18 protein-coding genes are annotated in these 20,432 nt (G+C 61.4%); 8 read left to right on the top strand and 10 right to left on the bottom strand.

All coding sequences use genetic code 11. The annotated features are described in order from the left end of the window. Nucleotides 1-115: 115 nt before the first annotated feature. Nucleotides 116-1,411: a phosphoribosylamine--glycine ligase gene (purD, locus tag DOM27_RS06840; protein WP_110655306.1), complete on the bottom strand. Its 1,296-nt coding sequence runs from the start codon at nucleotides 1,409-1,411 to the stop codon at nucleotides 116-118. A gap of 203 nt (nucleotides 1,412-1,614) precedes the next feature. On the opposite strand from purD, the gene DOM27_RS06835 reads away from it, so the two are divergent. Continuing rightward, a complete protein-coding gene (locus DOM27_RS06835) occupies nucleotides 1,615-2,325 on the top strand; it encodes a 16S rRNA (uracil(1498)-N(3))-methyltransferase (RefSeq protein ID WP_110655305.1) in 711 nt (236 codons plus the stop codon). A gap of 81 nt (nucleotides 2,326-2,406) precedes the next feature. On the opposite strand, the gene DOM27_RS06830 is transcribed toward DOM27_RS06835, so the two are convergent. From DOM27_RS06830 to DOM27_RS06815, 3 genes are all read right to left on the bottom strand, one after another. Next, complete coding sequence (locus DOM27_RS06830; RefSeq protein WP_110655304.1) at nucleotides 2,407-2,883, bottom strand: hypothetical protein; 477 nt, start codon at nucleotides 2,881-2,883, stop codon at nucleotides 2,407-2,409. Next, nucleotides 2,880-5,135, bottom strand: a complete 2,256-nt coding sequence (gene flhF / locus DOM27_RS06825) for a flagellar biosynthesis GTPase FlhF (protein WP_110655303.1) — start codon at nucleotides 5,133-5,135, stop codon at nucleotides 2,880-2,882. Before flhF ends, DOM27_RS06830 begins: the two co-directional genes overlap by 4 nt. 270 nt (nucleotides 5,136-5,405) lie before the next feature. Further along, nucleotides 5,406-6,803 (bottom strand): lytic murein transglycosylase, encoded by a 1,398-nt coding sequence (locus DOM27_RS06815; RefSeq protein WP_245392706.1) that lies wholly within the window; start codon nucleotides 6,801-6,803, stop codon nucleotides 5,406-5,408. 877 nt (nucleotides 6,804-7,680) lie between these two features. Between DOM27_RS06815 and DOM27_RS06805 the strand changes: the two genes are divergently transcribed. Genes DOM27_RS06805 through DOM27_RS06780 form a run of 6 tightly spaced genes read left to right on the top strand, consistent with a single transcriptional unit; the run spans nucleotide 7,681 to nucleotide 13,516 of the window. After that, nucleotides 7,681-10,485 (top strand): monovalent cation/H+ antiporter subunit A, encoded by a 2,805-nt coding sequence (locus DOM27_RS06805; RefSeq protein WP_110655300.1) that lies wholly within the window; start codon nucleotides 7,681-7,683, stop codon nucleotides 10,483-10,485. After that, on the top strand, nucleotides 10,485-10,835 hold the full coding sequence (locus tag DOM27_RS06800; RefSeq protein ID WP_110655299.1) for a Na+/H+ antiporter subunit C: 351 nt from the start codon (nucleotides 10,485-10,487) through the stop codon (nucleotides 10,833-10,835). Before DOM27_RS06805 ends, DOM27_RS06800 begins: the two co-directional genes overlap by 1 nt. After that, nucleotides 10,832-12,352 carry a monovalent cation/H+ antiporter subunit D gene (locus tag DOM27_RS06795; RefSeq protein ID WP_110655298.1) on the top strand — a complete coding sequence of 507 codons (1,521 nt, stop codon included), beginning with the start codon at nucleotides 10,832-10,834 and terminating at the stop codon, nucleotides 12,350-12,352. Before DOM27_RS06800 ends, DOM27_RS06795 begins: the two co-directional genes overlap by 4 nt. Continuing rightward, the gene (locus tag DOM27_RS06790; protein WP_110655297.1) at nucleotides 12,349-12,846 is read left to right on the top strand and encodes a Na+/H+ antiporter subunit E; all 498 of its coding nucleotides are present in this window, start codon (nucleotides 12,349-12,351) and stop codon (nucleotides 12,844-12,846) included. The genes DOM27_RS06795 and DOM27_RS06790 overlap by 4 nt, the downstream gene beginning before the upstream one ends. Then, nucleotides 12,843-13,112, top strand: coding sequence for a K+/H+ antiporter subunit F (locus DOM27_RS06785; protein WP_110655296.1), 270 nt, complete (start codon nucleotides 12,843-12,845; stop codon nucleotides 13,110-13,112). The genes DOM27_RS06790 and DOM27_RS06785 overlap by 4 nt, the downstream gene beginning before the upstream one ends. Before the next feature lie 11 nt (nucleotides 13,113-13,123). Then, the gene (locus DOM27_RS06780) at nucleotides 13,124-13,516 is read left to right on the top strand and encodes a Na+/H+ antiporter subunit G (RefSeq protein WP_188113691.1); all 393 of its coding nucleotides are present in this window, start codon (nucleotides 13,124-13,126) and stop codon (nucleotides 13,514-13,516) included. Nucleotides 13,517-13,564: 48 nt separating this feature from the next. On the opposite strand, the gene hemH is transcribed toward DOM27_RS06780, so the two are convergent. Beyond that, nucleotides 13,565-14,548: a ferrochelatase gene (gene hemH, locus DOM27_RS06775; RefSeq protein WP_110655295.1), complete on the bottom strand. Its 984-nt coding sequence runs from the start codon at nucleotides 14,546-14,548 to the stop codon at nucleotides 13,565-13,567. Between the two features lie 111 nt (nucleotides 14,549-14,659). Here hemH and DOM27_RS06770 point away from each other — a divergent pair, with 111 nt between their 5' ends. Beyond that, on the top strand, nucleotides 14,660-16,234 hold the full coding sequence (locus DOM27_RS06770) for a cryptochrome/photolyase family protein (protein WP_110655294.1): 1,575 nt from the start codon (nucleotides 14,660-14,662) through the stop codon (nucleotides 16,232-16,234). A 165-nt stretch (nucleotides 16,235-16,399) separates the two neighbouring features. On the opposite strand, the gene DOM27_RS06765 is transcribed toward DOM27_RS06770, so the two are convergent. From DOM27_RS06765 to DOM27_RS06745, 5 genes are all read right to left on the bottom strand, one after another. Continuing rightward, nucleotides 16,400-16,702, bottom strand: coding sequence for a DUF6482 family protein (locus DOM27_RS06765; protein ID WP_110655293.1), 303 nt, complete (start codon nucleotides 16,700-16,702; stop codon nucleotides 16,400-16,402). Between the two features lie 405 nt (nucleotides 16,703-17,107). Then, complete coding sequence (locus tag DOM27_RS06760) at nucleotides 17,108-17,401, bottom strand: hypothetical protein (RefSeq protein WP_110655292.1); 294 nt, start codon at nucleotides 17,399-17,401, stop codon at nucleotides 17,108-17,110. Nucleotides 17,402-17,535: 134 nt separating this feature from the next. Next, nucleotides 17,536-18,921 carry a replicative DNA helicase gene (gene dnaB, locus DOM27_RS06755; RefSeq protein WP_110656369.1) on the bottom strand — a complete coding sequence of 462 codons (1,386 nt, stop codon included), beginning with the start codon at nucleotides 18,919-18,921 and terminating at the stop codon, nucleotides 17,536-17,538. Nucleotides 18,922-19,089: 168 nt separating this feature from the next. Then, entirely contained in the window at nucleotides 19,090-19,536 is a 447-nt protein-coding gene (gene rplI / locus DOM27_RS06750) for a 50S ribosomal protein L9 (RefSeq protein ID WP_110655291.1), read from the bottom strand. 16 nt (nucleotides 19,537-19,552) lie between these two features. Continuing rightward, nucleotides 19,553-20,404 carry a hypothetical protein gene (locus tag DOM27_RS06745; protein WP_110655290.1) on the bottom strand — a complete coding sequence of 284 codons (852 nt, stop codon included), beginning with the start codon at nucleotides 20,402-20,404 and terminating at the stop codon, nucleotides 19,553-19,555. Between the last annotated feature and the right edge of the window lie 28 nt (nucleotides 20,405-20,432).

The raw sequence follows: 20,432 nt of genomic DNA, 5'->3' as shown, positions 1-20,432 counted from the left end.
TCGAACCGTGGTGCGGATGTTAGCTGACGCGTCACTCGCGGCATGGCGGCTTTCCTTGATCTTCGAGGACGTCTTAGTTTTCAAGACGACCGGCTTCTTCGGGACGTTCGACGTCTCAGGACGACTGACGCTCTCTGGCGATCGCGCGATAAGCGATATCCCGGCGATATTCGGCGCCAGGCCAGCGAACGATATCGACACCGGCATAGGCCTGCGCCGTCGCCGCGCCAACCGTCTCGCCGAGAGCGGTCACACATAGCACGCGGCCGCCGCTGGTGACGACGCGACCATCGTCGCTGACTTGGGTTCCGGCATGAAACACCTTGCAACCGGTGGCATCCGCCGCGTCGAGCCCGGTGATCTCGTCGCCCTTGCGATAGCTGCCGGGGTATCCCTCAGCTGCCAGCACCACGCCGACGGCGGCACGTGAATCCCACTCACACTCGACCTGATCGAGACGCCGATCGAGTGCGGCCTGACAAAGTGCCACCAGATCGCTTTTCAACCGCATCAGAATCGGCTGGGTTTCCGGATCGCCGAAACGGCAATTGTATTCGATCACCTTCGGCGCGCCGTCGGCATCGATCATCAACCCGGCGTAAAGGAAACCGGTGTAGGGATGCCCTTCGGCGGCCATGCCACGAACAGTGGGCAGGATCACCTCATCCATGATGCGTTGATGGACGCTCGCGGTGACCACCGGCGCCGGCGAATACGCGCCCATGCCGCCAGTGTTGGGGCCGGTATCGCCATCACCGGCGCGCTTGTGATCCTGGCTGGTCGCCATCGGCAGCACGTGCTCGCCATCGACCATGACGATGAAGCTCGCCTCCTCGCCATCGAGAAACTCTTCGATGACGACCCGTGCGCCGGCGTCACCGAAGGCATTGTCTTCGAGCATGTCGCGAATCGCCGCTTCGGCCTCGACTTCGGTCATCGCCACGACGACACCCTTGCCTGCCGCCAGTCCGTCGGCCTTGATCACGATCGGTGCGCCCATCCGCTCGAGATAGGCGAGTGCCGGCGTGACATTGCTGAAGGTCTGATAATCGGCGGAAGGGATCGAGTGCCGGGCCAGGAAGTCCTTGGTAAATGCCTTGGAACCTTCGAGCTGCGCAGCACCCTCGCGGGGACCGAAAACGGCCAGCCCCGCTGCCTGAAAGGCATCGACGATGCCGGCCACGAGAGGCGCTTCCGGCCCGACAATCGTCAGTTCGACGGCGTTGTCGCGAGCAAAGGCGATAAGCCCCTCGCTATCCATGACGTCGATGGCAACGTTGGTCAGCTTGGATTCGCGCGCGGTACCGGCATTGCCCGGCGCCACGAAAACCGTCTCGACCTGCGACGATTGTGCCGCTTTCCACGCCAGCGCATGCTCGCGTCCGCCTCCACCAATGATCAAAACCTTCATCGCTAGCCTTCTTGTGCCGAGCCTTGGCTGGCTGTGTGTGAGGATACGTACGAGAAGCGTACGTATGAGTAGAGTCTGTCTGAAAGAGTAAAGTGGGCATTATGTCAGAAAGGTGTTCCGCTCGCCGCTGTGTTCAGGGTCCGCCCCTTCGGGCAGAATGGCCGCCTGCTCGAACCCTTTTCACGACGCCTCGAACCCCGCCCATGAACTTGATTCTGCTGCAACCCGAAGAGTGGGAGAACGACACTCACGCCACCATCCGCGATCCGCGCCGCCTGCATCATCTTCGCGAAGTACATCGCGCCGAACCCGGCGATACACTGACCGTGGGCGCCCTCGAAGGCCTGATGGGGCGTGGCGAATTGCTCTCGTTGAGCGATACCGAAGCAAAATTCCGGATCGTTCTCGACCGCGAGCCTCCAGTGCCACTGCCGGTTCACCTGCTGCTGGCGCTGCCGCGGCCGCGCATGCTGGCCCGAACGTTGGAGCACGTCTCGGCACTGGGGGTCAAGCGCGTGACGCTGATGCACACTCGCCGCGTCGAGAAGAGCTATTGGCAATCTCCCGAGCTGAAGCCGGAAAAGATCCGCCAGCATCTCCTGCTGGGGCTGGAACAGGCTCGCGATACCCGGCTGCCGGAGATCACGCTGGAAAACCGTTTCAAACCGTTCGTGGAAGATCGATTGCCGGCCCTGCTCGAGGGCCAGCGCGGCCTGCTGGCGCATCCCGGCCGGAGTCAGGAATGCCCGCGCGGGATCAGCGATCCGACGCTACTGGCCATCGGGCCTGAGGGTGGCTTCGTCGATTACGAGGTCGAAAAATTTCTCGAACTGGGCTTCGAAGGCATTCATCTGGGAGAACGCATTCTACGAGTGGAGACCGCCGTTACGGCGTTGCTGTCTCGACTGTTTTGAGTCGATGACCTGCCAGGGTCGGGCAAGCAGTAACCGACAGACCGGACGAAGGGCAAATGCACCGGACGCCGGTTAGTCGCCCTAACCACTCGCGGCCGATAACCGACCCGTGACGCGCAGACGACGCTGCCAGTCGGCGGGATCGCGCGTCAGCTCGACGTTCAGAAAGCGCTTGAGGGCCGCGCTCAGATTGTCGAGCTGGCGTGCTGTCGGCGAATCCAACAGCGGATGGATGCGTCGATCGCAGGCATCGTGAAGCCAGAGCAACAGCGGCAAGGGGTTGGCGGAAGCCGGCGACGCAGCGAGGGACATCAGGGCGCGCTTGACGCAGCGATAGAGATCGGCCGCATCGACCCCAGCCGTGTCGACCCAGAGCATCCAACCAGTCACCGCCGACGCAGGGGTGCCCCGTACCGCTTGCCAACGCCGGTTCTCGATGGAAGGGAGTTGCACCAGGGCTCGCATCAGCAGGTCCTCCCCCGGCTCGCCGATCACGCCCAGCATCAAGGAGTCGGCGCACTCCGCCCAGACACGTAGCCCCGCGGCCTGATCGGTCACGCCGCAACCGTTCGACCGGGAGACGCGACGACTCCCGCCTGGGTCAGCGCATCATGGGCACTCAAGGTATCCATCAATGCTTCCAGCAGCGCCTTGGGCCGACGCCCACAGCGGCGCTGTGCAATGCCGGACAGACGCGCGCGGACATCCATCGCCCAGGCGGCGTCTTCCGCGCCCAACCGCAACGCCATCGCGGCCAGCATCGAAGCCAGATGCCAACGCTGCTCCCGATCCTCCATCAGACCCCGCTCCCCCATCAGTCGATCAGCCTGTCGAGCCAGCCCGGGCAACGCTTCCGCAACCACGGCCTGGGGCAGACGCGAAGCCATATCGAGCCCCGTCTGGCTGCTGCTCAACCAATAGCGCCGCGCGAGTCGACGGCCATCATCGACATCCCGGATCTCGCCATACCAGGCGACTACGGGCAACCCGTGCGAATCCTGCCGGCGTTGACTGACACTTGTCTCCAGACGCGTCAGGAGGAGGCTGGCGGTGCGCCCCTGATGGCGAACGGGTTGCGGTTCGACGGTCTCACCGAGCGCCATCGCCTGAGACAATGTCAACCATTCGCCAGCGTGGCGAATGCGGCGAGCGCCAGTCACCACTGCCAGCCAGCCGCGACCGGCGGCGTCGAAGCGTTCGAGGTCAACAACCGCCGGAAGCTGCATCATCAGGTGCCAACCGGCCCCCAGCCTGTCGGCCCAGCGCAGCTGTTCGACATGACCCGCGGGTAACCGATGTCGCGGCCAGCTCAACGGCTGCGGCATGCCCTGATGGTTCAGCGAGATCAGCGGCATGGCCCGTTCGATACCACTGACGGTGGAGGTCTTCGACCAGTAAAGCGCATGTGGAGCGTCGGCCGCCGTCAGCAGGCCCTGCTGAGTAGCGTCAGCCATCAATTGGGCGAACTTGTCGGGGGCGACGTCGGGGCGTTTAGCCCGTTGCCAGATTTGCTCCAGCAGCGTCATGCCCAGATTGTGCTGTCTCAAGGTATCGAGAGTCGCCGCCAGGGCATCGCTCTGGCGCAGCACGCCTCGCGATAGCGCCTGCTGTCGTGCCTGCTGTGGAAGTAATTCGCGCCCAGCCGGATCGCCGGAAAACGCGGACTCCCCCGCCAGCGATAGCGCTTCATGCAGCAACGTCTCGGCATCCGCGCGCTCGAGATCTTCCGGCACTCGTTGCCCACGCGAGACGTAGCAGAGCTTGAGCCGGTGACGCATGACCACGTCCAGCACGCTACCCAGGCGGGCCGCTTCATCGAGCTTGGTCAGAATGCAGCCCCACAGCGGCTCTCCCGCCTCCATCGACGCCTGCTGCCAGGCCTCGATGACCTGCGCCAGGGTATCGCCATGACTGGCCGCATTGAGCACCAGCACTCGCCGGACCGTTGACGGGCCGCTGCCCAGCCGCGCGATCTCGCCCATCAGACGCTGATCGCGCTGGCTCATGCCGACGGTGTCGATCACCGTCAGCTTTTTCCCCGAACTGCGCGACAGCAAGGCGCGGCGCGGCTGGGTCAGACGCGTCAGCAGATCGCCGAGATCACCGTCGGCTTCCAGCGCGTGGACTTCCGTGCCCAGCAGCCGCGCATAGATGCGCAGCTGTTCGGCAGCGCCGATCCGGTAACTGTCCGTCGTCACCAACGCGACATCCTTGGGACCGTGACGCATCACATAGCGTGACGCCAGCTTGGCCGTCGTGGTGGTCTTGCCGACGCCGGTGGGCCCGACCAGTGCAAACACGCCACCGGCTTCGAACAAGGCGTCCTCGTCCTCCAGCAACGACAGCCGCGAGCGCAACTGACGCACCAGCCAAGCCTTCACCGCGGGCGATTCAGGGGCTTCGTCGCGCAATTCCTCAGGCGGATCCTGCAAGACGTCGTCGGCAAGCGTGGCGCTGAACCCGGCCTCTATCAGATGCTGACGCAATTCGGCAGTCAACGTCGGTGTACCGGATGTCGCGGCTGCGGTGCTCTCACGCAACATGGCGCGAACATCGTCGAGCAGCTGTCGGTTGAGCGCCTGCAGGGCCTCCATGGCGGGATCGGCGGCCGGCACTGCCACTGAGGCTTCCGCCGCCGAAGGGTCGAGAGAGGAAAGTGCCTGCTCATGCTCCTGCTCGGGCATGGCAATGATCTCGACTCCGCCTTCGACGGATCGGTTGGAGAGAATCAATACCTGATCCCCCAGCGTCGATCTCACTTGACGCATGGCTTCGCGGCTATTGCTGGCAATGAAACGCTGGACGCCCATGGTTTCCTCGGAGGTTCCAGGCAGCCGATTGGTTATCGCGGGCCACCTCTAGAAATCGCGCGCATAGTCTGCCAGCCGAAGAGCCCAGGGGAAGGGCCGGAATGGCATTGAAATCGGCGCCAATTCGCAGCGCGAACGAGCCCGACGAAGACCGAGGATCGTTATGGAGGTCGTTATGGATAGTGTCAGCGTCTGAAAACGTGATGGCTGACAGGAGAATGAATAGAACAGACCGGCGCCATGGATCGGGCGCCGGGTCGGCAGCATCGGTCAGCTCTCGATCAGCTGCTGAATGAGCGACTGAGTGGGATAGCCGTCGGGAACGACGCCGATACTGCGCTGATAGGCGCGCAGTCCAGCGCGAGTGTTGGGGCCCACCAGACCGTCCGGCGTACCGACCTCGAAGCCGTGATCGTTGAGGCCCTGCTGCATGCGACGAATACGATCTCGCGACAGGGCCGGCTCGGTCCGCGGCCATTCGCCCTGGATACCCGGACGCCCGGCCAATCGATCCGACAGTGTCGCGACGGCCAGCGCGTAACTCGTCGATGCGTTGTAGCGCATGATCACGCGGAAATTGTGTCCGACCAGAAAGGCCGGACCCTTGGCGCCGGCAGGCGCGATCACCGAGGCCTGTTCGAAGTTCGGAAGCGCACTGCCGTCCAGGCGCTTCACGCCCTGGGTCTGCCATGCTTGGGTGGCATGACGAACCGACAGCTCGGTCTGCGAGTAGTCGAAGTCGTGCGGTAGCGTGACCTCGACGCCCCAAGGCTGACCACGCTGCCAGCCGGAAGCGTCCAGGTAGTTGGCGGTCGATGCCATCACATCGGGAATGCTGCCCCAGATATCGCGTCGGCCGTCGCCATCGTCATCCACCGCATAGGCCAGAAAACTGCTCGGGATAAACTGCGTATGGCCCATGGCACCGGCCCAGGAACCGCGCATGCGGTCGCGATCAATATCGCCGTTTTGCAGAATCTTCAGCGCAGCCATCAGCTCGCCACGCGCGAATGATTGACGTCGACCGTCAAAACCCAGCGTGGAAAGCGCGTCGATGGTCTCGAAGTCACCGAAATTGCTGCCATAGTTGCTCTCGATACCCCAGATGGCGACGATGACTTCGCCGGGAACGCCATAATGCTGCGTGACCTCATTTGCCGTTGCGCGATTGGCAGCGAGACGCTCGCGACCATTGGAGACGCGAGTCGACGATACGGCCGTATCGAGATAACTCCAGATCTGACGAGTGAACTCCGGCTGGGATCGATCGAGCTCGAGAATCCGCGGCTGATAGCTCGCCCGATCGAAGGCCTCGGCCAAGGTCGCCCGATCGATGCCCTCCGCGGCTGCACGCTGGCGAAAATCGTCAACCCAGGCATTGAACTTCGAGGCATCCCGAGAAACGTTCGAGCTGGCCTCAACGCCCTCATCGGCCGTTGCAGACTTGGACGCTGGCGGGTTCGATGGTTGGGAACCGGACGATGTCGTTTGGGATGAGTTCGCTCCGGACGGGTTCGTCTTGGAAGCCGCGCCGGAGGGCGACGCGGAAACCTCGCTCGCATTCGCGTCCGAAGCGCTCGGCGCCGTTTGTGTATCGGCAACGCTCTGGCATCCCAGGAGGGCTAAACAGAGGCAGAGCGAGAGTGTGGCGGAGGCCTTGACCGGCAATGAACGCTTCACGAGACCGCTTCCTTAATGCTGGGGTTATTCCAAAATGATGCTGGACGCCGGCGAATCTCGCCAGCGCGCAGCATCCGCAGTGTAGCGCATCCCATCGTCATGGGAATTCGAGGATGACGATGATGGGACGTCAGAAGCTCATCAGCCAAAATCCGGTTTCAGACACCGCCGGTGTGCTCCGCTGCCGGGCAACTAGCGTCGCGCCCTATGGCTAGGTGTATATCGGCGTGGTAAAGTCGGTTCAACGCTACCGCTCGGATCTCGTAAATAACTAATATTTTCAATGATTTCGCTGCGTGCGAATGATGTTCGAGCGTTTTTCACGAATCGAGCGTTTCCCGCAAGGAGGAGACACCATGCCGGGCCACATGCCTAGCCAGCTATCGCTGACATGCGCGACCTATCGCATCGGTGCCCAGATTCGTATCGGTTTCCAGGCTCGTATGAGTTTCCAAACTCCGTCGTCCCTTACTGGCACGATCCAGGACCAGACGCCTGCGTGGATGCTGGCCCCTCGCGGCGCTCGCCGTCCCTACCTGACCGATCCGCCTCAGCGCCTCTGATCTGGCATGGGAGCTCGCACGGGGAGCCACCGCCGCGTTCCCTGCTTCGCCAGTCTCATCGTTTGGTAGACCCATGCTCATGCCGCCTCGCGCGGAACAAGCCCACCAGGTCCTCGCTTCAGCTCTCGGTCCCGGCGTCATGATGCCATCCTCGTGGGATTGGCGACATCGCTTACACTGAGGCGGGCAGCGATCGCAGCCCCGGTGCGACCCAAGCGAGAATGAAGCTCGACCCCTCGGTCTGAGGCCATGTGCCAGCCCGGTCTCGAGCCTCCCTGATCCCAGAATAGAGCGACAATTTCATGTCACTGCCGCTGATCGTTCTGCTGCCGCTGTTGGGCAGCCTGATACCCTTGCTGAGCAACAACCAGCACCGCACCCTCAGTGCCTGGTCCACGGCGCTACTGCCGGCGATTGCACTGGGTATCGTCATCGCACATGCGCCGGGCGTGATATCGGGAGAGGTCTATCACTTCAGCATCAGTTGGGTGCCGCAACTGGGGCTCGATCTGGCGTTCCGGATCGATGGCCTCTCGCTGCTGTTCCTGCTACTGATCCTGGGCATCGGACTGCTGATCATTCTGTATGCCCGTTACTACCTGTCTCCCGACGACAGCATGCCGCGCTTCTACGCCTATCTGATGCTGTTCATGACCTCGATGATCGGCATCGTCATGGCCGACAATCTATTGTTGCTGTGGGTGTTCTGGGAGCTGACCAGCCTGTCCTCCTTCCTGTTGATCGGCTACTGGTACCAGCAGAGCGAGGCCAGACGCGGCGCACGCATGGCGCTTGTCGTTACCGGCATGGGCGGACTGGCGATGCTGGCCGGGTTCCTGCTGATCGGCCATATCGTCGGCACCTACGACATGCAGACCGTGCTCGACAGCCGCGATCTGATCCAGGCCGACCCGCGCTACCTGCCAGCGCTGCTGCTGGTTCTGCTCGGTGCCTTCACCAAGTCGGCGCAGTTCCCGTTCCACTTCTGGCTGCCGCATGCGATGGCGGCACCGACGCCGGTATCGGCGTTTCTGCACTCTGCCACCATGGTCAAGGCCGGGGTCTTTCTGCTCGCCCGCATGCATCCGGCGCTGGCCGGCTCGCAGCTGTGGCTCTACATCGTCACGCTCACCGGCCTGGTGACGATGATCTACGCGGCCTATTTCGCGCTACTGAAGTACGATCTCAAGGGAGTGCTGGCGTTCTCCACCGTCAGCCACCTGGGGCTGATCACCATGCTGTTCGGACTGGACAGCAAGCTGGCGGTCGCTGCCGGTTTGTTCCATATCATCAACCATGCCCTGTTCAAAGCGTCGCTGTTCATGTCGGCAGGCATCATCGATCACGAAACCGGTACGCGCGACATCCGCAAGCTGAGCGGTCTGAGACACAGCATGCCGGTGACTGCGGTAGCGGCGGGACTGGCGGCGGCATCCATGGCCGGCGTCCCCCTGCTCAACGGTTTCATCTCGAAGGAGATGATGCTGACCGAGGCGTTGGGGACCGGCATTCTCGGCGGCCTGGCCTGGCTGATACCGGTGCTGGCGACGATCGGCAGCGTACTGTCGGTGGCCTACTCGCTGCGCTATGTGCGCAATATCTTTTTCGGCCCCGAAGCCAAGGAGTTGCCCAAAACACCTCACGAAGCCCCGTTCTTGATGCGACTACCGATGCTGGTCCTCGTTGGCCTCTGCGTCATCATTGGTCTAATGCCGGCACTGATAGTCACGGGGCTGCTCGATGCCGCCGCTCAGGCCACGATCCTGTCGCCACGTCCGGAGCTTCATCTGTCGATATGGCACGGCTTCAATCTGCCGCTGCTGATGAGTGCCATCGCCTTGGCCGGCGGTGCCGGGCTCTATGCGGTGCGCCGCAACCTGTTCAACTTTCAGCGCCAGTTTCCGCAACGCAATGCGCTGATGACCTTCGAGCACAACGTTCGTCGTCTCCTGCACTGGACACAGAGGGCAATCGATCGTCTCGAGAACGGTTCACTTCAGCGCTACATGCTGTGGCTGATCATCGCCGTGCTGTTCCTGACCGGCAGCGGCCTGCTGGATCTCGACCAGTTGCAGGGCCCGCGTCAGCTGCAGGCTCTCGATGGCCTGTTGATGGTCGGAGCCGCGATCACCATCCTGGCCGGACTGGGCACGGCGATCCTGCATCGCCGCCGGCTGGTATCGTTGATGATGCTGTCGGTCGTCGGCCTGATGGTCTCGCTGGCTTTTGCTCGCTTTTCGGCCCCCGATCTCGCGCTGACGCAGCTGGCGGTCGAAGTGGTGACGGTGATCCTGCTGATGCTGGCGCTGTTCTTCCTGCCGCAGCGCACGCCCAAGGAATCCAGCGGCCCGAGGGTGGTCAGGGACGTTCTGGTGGCTGCGGGCTTCGGCGGCGTGGTCGCGAGTCTCAACTACGCTCTGCTGACCCGGCCACTGGACACCATCTCCGGCTTCTTCCTCGAGAACAGTGTCAGCGGCGGCGGCGGCCACAATGTGGTCAACGTCATTCTCGTCGACTTTCGTGGATTCGATACGTTGGGCGAGATAACCGTGCTGTGCATCGCAGCCATCGGCATCTACAAGCTGCTCAATCGTCTGCGCCTGTTCATGCCGTCGAGCGACAGCGAGGGCCGCCCCTGGTCGAACGATCTCCACCCGATGCTGTTGGCGACGGTATCGCAAACCCTACTGCCGCTGGCGCTGCTGGTCTCGGTTTATATCTTCCTGCGCGGCCATAACGAACCCGGCGGCGGGTTCATCGCCGGGCTGGTCACCGCGGTCGCGCTGATCCTGCTCTATATCGCCCGCGGCGTGGATTGGTCCCAGCAACGGCTGTCGTTCCAGTATCAACCTATTGCCGTGACGGGCGTTGCCATCGCCGCGCTGACCGGACTCGGCAGTTGGGCCTTCGGTCATAACTTCCTGACTTCCGCCTTCGGTCACTTCTCGATCCCCTACATTGGCGAGCTCGAGCTGGCAACGGCGATGCTTTTCGATCTCGGGGTCTATCTGACCGTCGTCGGCGCCACTCTGATGATCCTGGCCAACCTGGGCAAGTTGACGACACGACATCGTCCCAGCAAAGACAATGAAAAGGAGACCGTTTGATGGAAGCGCTATTTGCCACCGTGACCGGTTTCCTGGCCGCCAGCGGCCTCTACCTCGCGCTGCGGGGACGCACCTTCCCCGTGGTCGTGGGGCTGACGCTGCTCTCCTACGCGGTCAACCTGTTCCTGTTTTCCACCGGAGGCCTGACCACCAACGGTGCTGCGGTCATCAAGGAAGGTGTCAGCTACTACGCAGACCCGTTGCCCCAGGCTCTGGTGCTGACGGCGATCGTCATCGGCTTCGCCATGACCGCCTTCTCGGTGATTCTGGCGATGCGCGTGCGCGGCGATCTGGGTAGCGATCAGGTCAATGACCAGCGCGGCGAAGAGTCGAAGGAGGACAAGTCATGATGCACCACTTGATCACTCTGCCGATTCTGCTGCCGCTGTTGAGCGGGCTGCTGATGCTGGTCAAGCGCGACTCGGTCGTGCTGCCCCGCCGAGCGATAGCCCTGAGCAGCACGACGCTACTGCTGGTCATCAGCGCCATGCTGGTGATCCAGAGTGATAGCGGGGAAATCACCTATTACGCGCTGGGCGACTGGCAGCCGCCGTTTGGCATCATCCTGGTGCTTGACCGACTCTCTGCGCTGATGGTGTGCCTGACCAGTTTCCTGGCATTGGGCAGCGTCGCTTACGCCTGTGCTGGCGATGACCGCAAGGGCAGCAATTTTCACGGTCTGTTCCAGCTCCAGCTGATGGGGATCAACGGCGCCTTTCTGACCGGCGATATCTTCAACCTGTTCGTGTTCTTCGAGGTGCTGCTGATCGCCTCCTATTCGCTGCTGATGCATGGTGGTGGCAAGGATCGCACCCAGGCCGGCTTCCATTACGTGGCGCTGAACCTGGCGGGGTCGGCGATGTTCCTGATCGCCCTCGGTGTGCTTTACGGCACCACCGGCACCCTCAACATGGTGGACATGTCACAAAAAGTGGCAACGCTCGATCCCAGTCGTCTCGGCCTGCTCAAGGCGGGCGCCTTCCTGCTGCTGGTCGTGTTCGGACTCAAGGCTGCGATCTTGCCGCTCTATTTCTGGTTGCCGCGTGCCTACAGCAGCGCACCGGCACCGGTGGCGGCACTGTTTGCGATCATGACCAAGGTGGGGATCTACGCCATTCTGCGGGTCTACACGCTCATCTTCGGCGGTAGCGCGGGGGAACTCGCCAATTTCGTTCAGCCCTGGCTATGGTGGTTCGCGCTGGCGACCCTGGCGCTGGGCGGGCTGGGCGTGCTGTCGGCGCGCGACCTTCGTAGCCAGGTGGCCTATCTGATCCTGATCTCGGTGGGCACCCTGCTGGTCGGCGTCAGCATGAATCGCGAGGCCTCACTCGCCGCCCTGCTCTACTACATGATCCACACTACGTTGGTCACCGGCGGGCTGTTCCTGCTCGCCGATGCGATCGGCGAACAACGTGGCAAGGCCGGAGCGCGCATCGTTCCCGGGCGCGGCGTCACCCAACCGGCGTTGCTGGGACTGTTCTACTTCGCAGGCGCCATCGCCGTCATCGGCTTGCCACCGTTGTCGGGTGCCATCGGCAAGGTGTTGCTGCTCGACTCTGCCCTGCCCAGCGAACAGCCGTGGCTATGGTCGCTGCTGCTGCTCTCGAGTCTTGCCGGCCTCGTCGCCATGTCGCGCAGCGGTTCGGCGGTATTCTGGAAGGCGACCCGGGGCGATGAGGATGGACCACGCCTGAAAGTGGCCATGCTAGCCGGCCTGATCCTGCTGATCGGCGCTTCGCCGGTGCTATCGATCCTGGCCGGTCCGATCACTCGATTCACCGATGCCAGTGCGACGCAACTGCTCGACCACAGCGCCTATGTCGAGGCGATACTCTCCCACAACGTCGTTGCCGGAGGTGATTCATGATTCCTCCCACTCGCTGGCTACCGATGCCGGTTCTTTCCATGTTGCTGCTGGTCGTATGGCTACTGCTGCAGCACAGCATGGCGTTGGGCCAGTGGATTCTCGGCGGCGTCCTGGCAATCCTGATCCCGGTCGTGTGTCGTCCATTCTGGGAACGCCAGCCGACCATCAAGCGACCCATGAAGCTGATTGGCTATTTCTTCCGGGTGCTGGGCGACATCGTGGTCGCCAATATTCAGGTCTCCAAGTTGATTCTCGATCCCCGTGGCCAGATGCGCCCGGCCTTCGTCGAATATCCGCTGACGCTGAAGGAAAATTTTCCGATCACCATCCTGGCCAGCACCATCACCATGACGCCGGGCACCGTTTCGGCGCACTTGCGTCTGGATGGCCGGACCTTGCTCGTTCACGCCCTGGACGTGGGTGACATCAACGCCTTGATCGACGAAATTCACCAGCGCTACGAGCGCCCGTTGCTGGAGATCTTCGAATCATGATCGATATGGCCCTGTGGATCGCTCTGGCACTGTTCTGCGCTGCCATCGTGCTCAATTTCTACCGTGCAGTGGTGGGACCTAGCCTGCCGGATCGTATTCTGGCAGTGGATACCATGTACATGAACTCGATCGCGCTGATCGTGCTGTTCGGTATCTGGCTGAACAGCAAGGACTACTTCGAAGCGGCACTACTGATCGCTATGTTGGGCTTCGTTAGCACCATCGCCGTCTGCAAGTACCTGCTGCGCGGCGATATCATCGAATAGGAGGCGGAAAGATGCTGGATACGATGATCGAAGGCGTGATCGCCTTCATGCTGATCGCCGGTGGCGCGTTTGCCTTCATCGGCTCGCTGGGCCTGACGCACCTGAAAGACTTCTACATGCGTCTTCACGGCCCTTCCAAGACGACGACGCTGGGCGTCGGCTGCACGCTGATAGGCGCACTGATCTACTTCAGCCGGGAGGATGGACCGGTGATTCAGGAGTTGCTGATCACCATCTTCGCGTTCATCACCGCACCGGTCTCGGCGCATATGCTGGCCAAGAGCGCACTGCATCACAAGCTCAAGCCGGACCCCCGCACCCGTGGCAATCCGGTCGAGCTGGAAAGTGAAAGACCCAGACACACGATCGAGGAAGCCCCGCAGGGCGACTCTCCCCTCCCCTAGGAGAAACATGAGCCTGGAGAAAACGGGACTCGTCCGGCGCAGCCGGCTTCACCAGCCAGCGGTGTGCTGCTCGACCAGATCGGCCAACAGGGTGATGTGCTCGGGGCGTTCGTTGAGCGCGGGGATATAGCGGTAGCGCCCGCCCCCGGCTTCCTGGAAGTAGTGGCGATTCTCGGCGTCGATCTCCTCGAGCGTCTCCAGGCAGTCCGCCGCAAAAGCCGGGCTGATGACGTCGACACATTCGGTCTTGTCCGCGCCCCACGCCTTGAGGGTCTCGTCAGTGTAGGGCTTGAGCCACTCCTCCCGCCCGAATCGCGACTGATAGCTCTGGAACCACTCCCCCTCGCCCAGCCCCAACTCTTCGGCCAGCAATCGGCTGGTCTTTTCGCAATGTCTGGCATAGGGGTCGCCGTTGTTGACGTAGCGCTTGGGGATGCCGTGATAGGACATCAGCAGGCGGCCGCGGTCGCCATGGGTATCCCAATGCTGGCGCACGCTCGTGGCCAGCGCAGAGATGTAGCCGGGGTGATCGTGATAGTCACGCACGAAGCGCAGTTCCGGCAGATGCGGACAGGGCTCCAACGCCTTGGCCAGGCGTTGGAATACCGCGCCGGTCGTCGTACGTGAAAACTGGGGATACAGCGGGACGACCAGAATACGCTCGACGCCAGACTTGCGCAGCCGGAGCCCGGCTTCTTCCATGCTCGGCTTGCCGTAGGTCATGGCCAGCTCCACCGGAATCTCCTCGCCTCTAGAACTTGCCAAACGTGCCTGCAGCGCTCGTTGCTGACGCCGGCCGATCGCCAGCAGCGGCGACCCCTCTTCCTGCCACACCGAGGCGTAGGCCTTGGCGACCTTAGGGGGGCGAATGCGCAGGATCACGCCATGAAGAATGGGCCACCATAGCCAGCGCGGTGCATCGATGACCCGTGGATCACCGAGAAACTCACCCAGATACTGTCTCACGGCCTTGGGGGTGGGCGCCTCAGGCGTTCCCAGATTGACCAGCAGTACTCCATATCGGGCCGCCATCACACCACTCCTTTCCCTGCCATCTTTTGGTGAAATTCTATCACTGCCGGTTTGCACGAACCCGATCATCTTATACGATCAAGCCCATGTGTATAAGTTATGGATAACTTCATGTCGAAACCGCTGATCCTGATCATGGGCGATCAGTTGAGCGAGGAACTGGAAGTCCTCGCTAACGCCCCTCCCAACGCCGTCATCGTCCTCTGTGAAGTCCAGAGCGAAGGCGACTACGTACCTCATCATCCTCAGAAGATCGTCTTGATATTGTCGGCGATGCGTCATTTTGCCGATACCCTGCGCGACAAAGGGTATCAGGTTCACTACAGCGCGCTCGACGACGATGACAACCGCCAGGATTTACTCGACGAAGCCGAGCGCCTCGCCGACGCCTATGGCTGCGACGAGATCCGTGTGACCCATCCGGGCGAGTGGCGGTTACTCGAGCGCATTCAACGTCGCGGCACACGTTGGCGACTGTTCGAGGATTCACGTTTTTACTGTTCGATCGGGGATTTCGGCGAGTGGCTGGAAGGGCGCAAGCGCTTCCGAATGGAAGATTTCTATCGTCAGATGCGCCAACGCACCGGCCTGCTGATGGAAGATGGCGAACCCGCCGGGGGGCAGTGGAACTTCGATCACGACAATCGTCGGCCCATCGACGGCGACCTTGCCTTTCCCAACCCACCCCGACACCGCCAGGACGAGATCACGCGTGCTGTCACGACGTTAGTGAAGACACATTTTGGTGAGCATTTCGGCACGCTGGAGGGGTTCAACTGGGCCGTGACCCGGCGTCAGGCGCTGAGTGATCTACGTCACTTCATCGCTAATGCGCTGCCGGACTTCGGTACCTACCAGGATGCCATCAGCGATAGCGAACCACTGCTGTTCCACTCCCGGCTGTCGGCCTCGATGAATATTGGCCTGCTCTCTCCGCGGGAGGTCTGCGAAGCGGCTCAGACAGCCTGGCAGCGGGGGCAGGCGCCAATCAATGCGGTGGAAGGATTCGTGCGTCAGATTCTAGGCTGGCGCGAATACGTCCGCGGCATTTACTGGCAACGAATGCCCGACTACAAGAGAGAGAATCGACTCGACGCCCAGCGCGGGCTTCCTGACTTCTACTGGACCGCAGAGACCGATCTGCGCTGCGTGCGCCGTGCGCTGGAGATGACGCGCGATAACGCTCATGCCCATCACATTCAGCGGCTGATGGTCACCGGTAATTTCGCACTGCTTTGCGGTGTCTCGCCGGCGGCGCTATGCGACTGGTATCTGGCAGTCTATGTCGACGCCTTCGAGTGGGTCGAACTCCCTAACACGCTGGGCATGACCCTATACGCCGACGGCGGCTACCTTGGGTCCAAACCCTACTGCGCCTCGGGCAAATATATCGACCGCATGTCGGATCACTGCCGTCACTGTCGCTACGATGTCAAACAGGTCACCGGCGAACATGCCTGCCCCTTCAACAGTCTTTACTGGCATTTTCTGGAGCGTCATCGCGAGCAACTGCGTGGCAATCACCGCATGAAGCTCATCTACGGCAGCTGGGATCGCATGCAGAACGACAAGCGGGCGGCGATACTCGATCAAGCCGGGGAGTTCATCGACTCACTCAATTTTGAAGCCGCCTACGGCACAGGAGACCACGCCGAGGGCTATCGACGTCGCTGGAGCTCGAGCTAGCGGAAGAACGCGAAGACTGACGGGGAAGGATTGAATCGGCTGCAAATTGGAGAGCGGGGTCGGTAAGAAAAACGTCCCTCCGATGCGGGGCAAGTCACTGCAGGGACTCGCCGGAGGGAAACTGGGGTTGGTGAATGAACGATGGCGGCTTTGCGGTCTAAGTGATCAGAAGACCAGCGGCATCCGGGATAACAACGGGTCATGATAGCGCGGTTCGTGCCCGACGATTTCGTCGTTGGCGACCTGCTGAACCAGATAGGCCCGACGAATGCCGGCCTGCCTCAGCTCGCCATAGACGTCTTCGAGGGAGCGAAAGAGCATCGGTTTGCCGCATCGGGTCAAGAGTTGCGTGGCACCATCGTCCGGTTCCAGCATGACCTGATAGTAGCGGCTGCCGGCGTGGGCAATGACACGAATTTCGAAGCTTTCATGTTGTCGCTGATAATGTTCGAACTCCTTGAGTTCCATGGTTCCCTCCTCTATGCGGGTTGGTAATGACTGAAAATTTCTCGCTTCGGGACTCTCAGGTTCAAGAGTCTCGGATATAAGACTTTCTGCTTTCGACATCGTTCCGGATCGTCCTTCAGCAACGTCACGACGAGACATGGAAAGACAGACGCCACGCCACGGCGATCCAGGAGGATCGACATGGTGAACCTGGACGTCGGGGCGGGTAAGGGTTGCCGGAATCTTCCAAGGATTCGCTCGAGGAGCGTCACGAGGCGGAAACGACCAAGCATTGTGTCGGAGATCACATTCATGCCCGACATTGAACGGCAATGTTGTGACAGGAACATGACAGGCGCCACCATCGGCGCCTTCAGAAACGTTGATGAAACATACGATACGACGTTCGGTGTAAGGCCGAGCGCGTTATTGATAGGCCGACGGATCGATGGCCTTGCCGAGCGAGTTGCGATCGACCCATTTCCCTGCCTTGGCTTCCTTGTAGCGAAATACCACTCGGTCGCCGACGGTCACCGGGATTTCCGAATCCTCGGTCTGGTAACTATAGAGCTCGCCATCGACGGTCAGCCAATGACGATAGAGATCCGGCATACCCAACCATTCCTTGAACGGCCCTTCCCGCTCATGCTTCTCCAGTTGGCCGCGTACTTCGATCTTGGGTGTACGTTGACGACGACCCCGCTGAAAACCGCCTGCCATGGTTTGACTCCTTGATGTCTTTCCAACGTCGGCACCGCCGACGCGCTTCAGTTTGTATCGAGCGAAAGTATCGATTGACGCTTACCGAACTATGCTTATCGAACTACGCGTATCGGCTTACTCGCAATGCTGGCCTATTCATAGTGCTGACCATAGCTATCCGGCGCGAGATCCTCGAATCGCGTGTACTTGCCGATGAATGCCATGTGGACGGTCCCGATGGGCCCGTTACGCTGCTTGCCGATGATCAGCTCCGCCAGCCCCTTGTTATCCGGATTGTCGGAATTATAGACCTCGTCTCGGTAGACGAAGGCAATGACATCGGCGTCCTGCTCGATGGCCCCGGACTCACGCAGATCCGACATGACTGGACGCTTGTTGGGTCGCTGCTCCAGCGAACGGTTGAGCTGTGACAGCGCCACCACCGGGCAACCGAACTCCTTGGCGAGCCCCTTGAGCGAGCGCGAAATTTCAGAGATTTCCGCGGTACGGTTCTCGGAAAGCCCCGGCACCTGCATCAGTTGCAGATAGTCGATCATCACCAAGCCAATATTGCCGTGCTCGCGAGCAATCCGTCGCGCTCGCGTGCGCAACTCATTGGGTGACAGTGCCGGCGTGTCATCGATGAATAACTGGCGATCCTTGAGAAGGTTGACGGCCGAGGTCAACCGTGGCCAGTCCTCATCTTCGAGCTGGCCGGTTCGCACTCGCGTCTGATCGATCCGTCCCAACGATGACAACACACGCAGCATCAGTGATTCGGCAGGCATCTCCATCGAGAAAACGACCACCGGCTTGTCGTTGGAGACCACCGCATGCTCCACCAGATTCATGGCGAAGGTGGTCTTACCCATCGATGGGCGACCCGCGATGATCACCAGATCCGAAGGCTGCAGTCCCGATGTCATGTCGTCGAGATCGCGAAAGCCGGTCGAGATCCCGGTCATCTGGCCCTTCATGTTGAACAGCTCATCGATCCGGTCGACCGCCTTGGTCAGCAGATCGCTCATGCCGATCGGCCCACCGAACTTGGGTCGCGATTCGCTGATCTGGAACACCAGCCGTTCGGCTTCGTTGACCAGGTCATCCGGGAGCCGGCCTTCCGGTGAATAGGCACTGTCGGCAATCTGACGCGAGGCCTGGATCAGTTTGCGCAGGGTTGCCCGCTCACGGACGATATCGGCGTAAGCACGAATGTTGCTCGCCGAGGGCGTGTTGCGCGCCAGTTCCGCCAGGTAGGCAAGCCCACCCACACTTTCGAGCTGATCGCGCCGCTCAAGGGCTTCCGACAGGGTCACGACATCGAGCGGATGGGAGCTTTCGGCAAGTTCGGCCATTGCGTTGAACGTCAGCCGGTGCTCGTGACGATAGAAGTCGTCCGCGACCAGACGTTCCGACACCGTATCCCAGCTGCTGTTGTCGAGCATCAACCCGCCGAGCACCGATTGCTCCGCCTCCAGCGAGTGTGGAGGCATCTTCAGCTGCGCGGTTTCCCGATCGTTGTCGACGCGTTGATTCATGCTTGGCATTCACCCTGTATCGTGCGCTGGATACGCAAGAATTCTCTGGCGCTCATTCTACCCAGTCGAGCGCGAGCACTGCCACGTCGACGGCCACGAAAAAGGCACGCAGGGCGTGAGCCCTGCGTGCCTTGGCCAGACGTCGCGATCAGCGATCGTAGTCGAGGTTTACTCGGCCACTACCACAACACGCACGCTGGAAGTGACTTCGGCGTGCAACTGCAGCGCGATGTCATATTCGCCAGTCTGACGAAGCGGGCCTTCCGGCATACGCACTTCGCTTTTGGCAACTTCGATACCGGCCTGAGCCATGGCTTCGGCCAGATCGCGCGGTCCAATGGAGCCGAACAGCTTGCCTTCGTCACCCGCCTTGGCCACCAGAGACAGCTCGATTTCCGCGAGCTGAGCGGCGCGCGTTTCAGCCTGGGCCTTACGCTCGGCCGCTTGCGCTTCAAGCTCGGCACGCTGCGTCTCGAATGCTTCGACGTTATTTTTGGTTGCCGGTACGGCGATGCCGTAGGGAACCAGGTAATTACGACCGTAACCAGGCTTGACGGTGACTTTATCACCCAAATCGCCCAGTTTGCCGACGTTATCGAGCAGAATGACTTCCATTCTCGTGAACCTCTCGTCAATCACTGCGTGTCAGACGACCGCGAAAATCCGCGAAGGTATCTACCAACGCCAACAGCAGTACAATCAAAATCGTGGGCCAGGTGGTCAACAGCAAGGCATAGAAGCCTACCAGCCAGAACCCGCTCATTCCCTTCAAACCAATAAACCCATGCACCAGCGCCACGCCGGCGACCAGCAACGGCACCCAAGCCAGCAGGCTGGCAGCAGGGACGGCGAACACGACACCGACCGCCATCAATCCCAGCAGCATTAGCAGTTGTCGACGTGAGAGCCTCAGCGCGTGAAACTCTTCACGAAAACCGCCGGGGTTATAAAGCCCCGCCTGCCAACTTCTGGCCAGTGCCAGGCAAGCAATACCCGCCATTAGCACCACTAGCCCTGTCGCACCGCCGATCACCAGCGTCGCCATCCTCTCGGTGTCGATGCCCTGCGCCGCCAGCTGATCCAGCATACTGGCGACCTCCGACGAACTTCGTCGCAGCTCGTCAAGTAGCGGGCCAGTACCGCCGGTCGGCACGAAGATGCCTAGCTGCACCATCGCCATGCAGACGACGCTGCCGACGATCAATGCTTCCGACCAGCGCGTACGCGATCGCAACACCGTCGCCATCAACGTCACCAGCAAGATGCTGGACAACGGCACCGCATCGCCTTGAATCCACCACCAACCGGCGGGAATCGCTGCGGCAATCAGCACCGGTGCGGCGGGGCTCATGCCTCGGCGCAGCGTGACTAGACCCGCAACGGCTGCGCTGAACCAGAACAGCCATGGCACCAGCGCTGTCAGTGCGGCCGCCACTAATGCTTGCGGCGTACCGCGCATGATCCAACGGGCCAATGCCAACATGAGACCTCGTCAGGGTTTACCGGATCAG

The sequence above is a fragment of the Salinicola halimionae genome, assembly GCF_003206065.1.
Taxonomy (GTDB): domain Bacteria; phylum Pseudomonadota; class Gammaproteobacteria; order Pseudomonadales; family Halomonadaceae; genus Salinicola; species Salinicola halimionae.
The sequence above is the reverse complement of the archived record's forward strand: the minus strand, read 5'-3'. Positions and strand labels throughout refer to the sequence as shown.